This is a genomic window from Actinophytocola sp. (assembly GCF_035942955.1).
In the GTDB taxonomy this organism is placed as follows: domain Bacteria; phylum Actinomycetota; class Actinomycetes; order Mycobacteriales; family Pseudonocardiaceae; genus DASYTH01.
On sequence record NZ_DASZCQ010000222.1, the window covers coordinates 1 to 2,127 of the forward strand.

At 75.0% G+C, this 2,127-nt stretch carries 4 protein-coding genes; all 4 read right to left on the minus strand.

The window, feature by feature from the left end:
* The coding region (locus VGX25_RS22845) for a copper resistance CopC family protein (RefSeq protein WP_326919919.1) at positions 1-417 on the minus strand (417 nt) is incomplete at its 3' end.
* A gap of 155 nt (positions 418-572) precedes the next feature.
* The gene (locus VGX25_RS22850) at positions 573-1,358 is read right to left on the minus strand and encodes a YcnI family protein (protein WP_414635921.1); all 786 of its coding nucleotides are present in this window, start codon (positions 1,356-1,358) and stop codon (positions 573-575) included.
* Between the two features lie 76 nt (positions 1,359-1,434).
* Positions 1,435-1,989: a hypothetical protein gene (locus tag VGX25_RS22855; protein WP_326919921.1), complete on the minus strand. Its 555-nt coding sequence runs from the start codon at positions 1,987-1,989 to the stop codon at positions 1,435-1,437.
* A 47-nt stretch (positions 1,990-2,036) separates the two neighbouring features.
* On the minus strand, positions 2,037-2,127 hold a 91-nt coding region (locus VGX25_RS22860), incomplete at its 5' end, for a DUF6474 family protein (protein ID WP_326919922.1).

Below are 2,127 nucleotides of genomic sequence, written 5' to 3' on the forward strand. Positions count from 1 at the left end.
GGCGCCGGCCTGACCGGGCTGCTGTCCGGCCGGCGCCGGGGTTCCGTTGCCCGCCTTGGTCAACGTGAACGTCAGCTCGCCGCTGACCGGGTGCCCGTCCGCGGACAGGACCCGGTAGCCGATCTTGTAGACGCCGGCCGGGCCGAGCGAGCGGACCTGCGCGGTGACCACGTTGCTGGCCACCCGCACCGAGCCGGCCTCCCAGTGATCGTTGCTCGGACCGACCACCGCGACCGAGTTGAGCCCCTCGCCGGCCTGGACGGGCTGGTCGAACCGCAGCTCGATCCGCTGCGGGCCGGACTCCAGCCGCGCCCCGTTCGCGGGGTCGCTGCCGATCAACGAGTTGTGCGCGGATGCCATCGGGGTGAAGCCGAGCATGAGCCCGGCCACCGCCGCGGCCAGGGCGAGCGTCCTCATGCGACTTTGCGCGCTACGCATTCGCGTCGGCGGGGCCGGTGAGACGCCGATCTTGCGCTGGCGACGATCGATGCCCCGCCACCGCGAACGCGTGGCTTCGCCGGAGGCGCGCTCGGTGGTCACCTTGATTGCCGCCGGGGCGCTTCCTATGCCACTCATGATTCTTCGCCGGCCTTGGCCGAGGCGATGGCGCGGCGGGCCCGGAGCGTGGCGCCGACTCCGACACCGAGGCCGAGCGCGCCGACCACGAGCCCGGCGCCGCCGAGCCAGCGGGCCGTGTTGTCCGATGTGGACGGTGCGGCGGTTGCGCCGCCGGCCGTGGCGTCGGGCGAGGTGCCGGTGCCGTTGTCGGCGGCCTGGGCGGCGTCGCCGTTCCCGGCGGCCTCGAGCGCGATCACCGGGGCCGGGTGCTCCGGCTCGGGGGCGCCCGCGGCCGGCGGCGGCTCGTTCCAGTTCACCACCTTGCCATTGTCGTAGGTCTGGGCCGCCGGCACGACGAGCCGGTCGGTGTTGTCCGGCAGGGGCCCGCCGGAGACCTCGAACTCGGCGAACTCGCCGGGACCGATCCGGGTGCCGGCGGCCGCGGTCCAGGTGACGGCGCTGACCGCCTCGGCGATCTCGGCGCCGTGCACGGTGATCGGCTTGGCCAGCCTGGCCTTGGTGATCTGGGCCGTCCAGCCCGGCATCGGCTTCGTGCGCAGCGAGGCGATCGGCGTGTCGGGCGAGAACCTGATCTCCAACTTGACCGTGCCGGCGGTGTCGTCCTCGTTCGGCACCCGGAAAGTGATCTTGGTGAAGCCGCCCTGCTGGGCGGGCTCGCCGATGACCTTGGCGGTCACGTGCGCGGCGGCGGGGCCGGCGCCGAGCAGCACGGCCGCGCCGGCCGCGGTGAGCACGGCTGCGGCCTGGGCAAACCGGCGTCGAGATCTATTTGTCGACATAGGGATTTGGCTCCTGAGGATGAGTGGGGACCGGCGAGCGGGTGGCGCTTCGCCGGTTGGTGGGGGGAGGGGGATCTCAGGAGCTGGCGGGCGGACCGCGCCGGGCCCGGACGCGGCGGAGGAGGATCTCCAGCAGCGGGCCCGGCCGGTCCGGCACCGCCGACGTCGGGACGATCGCCGCGGGCGCGGGGACCGGCGCGGAGCGCAGCACGGCCAGCTGGCCGCGCAGCCAGTCGAGCGCGGCGGAGACCAGGGTGAGGGCCGCGGACGCCTTGACCAGCAGGGCCGCGGTGAGCACGGTGGCGGCCGCGTGCGCGGCGAGCATGGCCCAGCCGTCGACCGCGGCCGGCCCGGCGCCGTGGGCATGCGCGCCGGCCACCCGGGTCAGCAGCAGGTGCAAGGCGAGCTGGATCGCGCCGAGCAGCACGGTCAGCGGCACGACACCGCGCGGCCGGTGCATGACCACCGCGCCGACCCAGGCCAGCAGCGCGGTGAGCGGCAGGACCGTGCCGAACTCGGGCGTCCCACCGCCGGCGGCCCCGTGCGCGGCGACCGCGAGGGCCATCGAGGCAAGGGCGAGCAGCCAGCCGCGCACCGCCCGATGCGGCGGCATCACCCCGCGTGCCCTCACGACTTAGCAGCGTATTCGCCCGGGCAAGAGCCGCGGGTGGGACGTGATCACACACCCAGCCGCTTGAGGATCTCCCCCTCGATCCGGTCGAGCTCGACGGCCACCGCGCGGTGCGCCGCCTTGCGCCGGGCGCTCGGC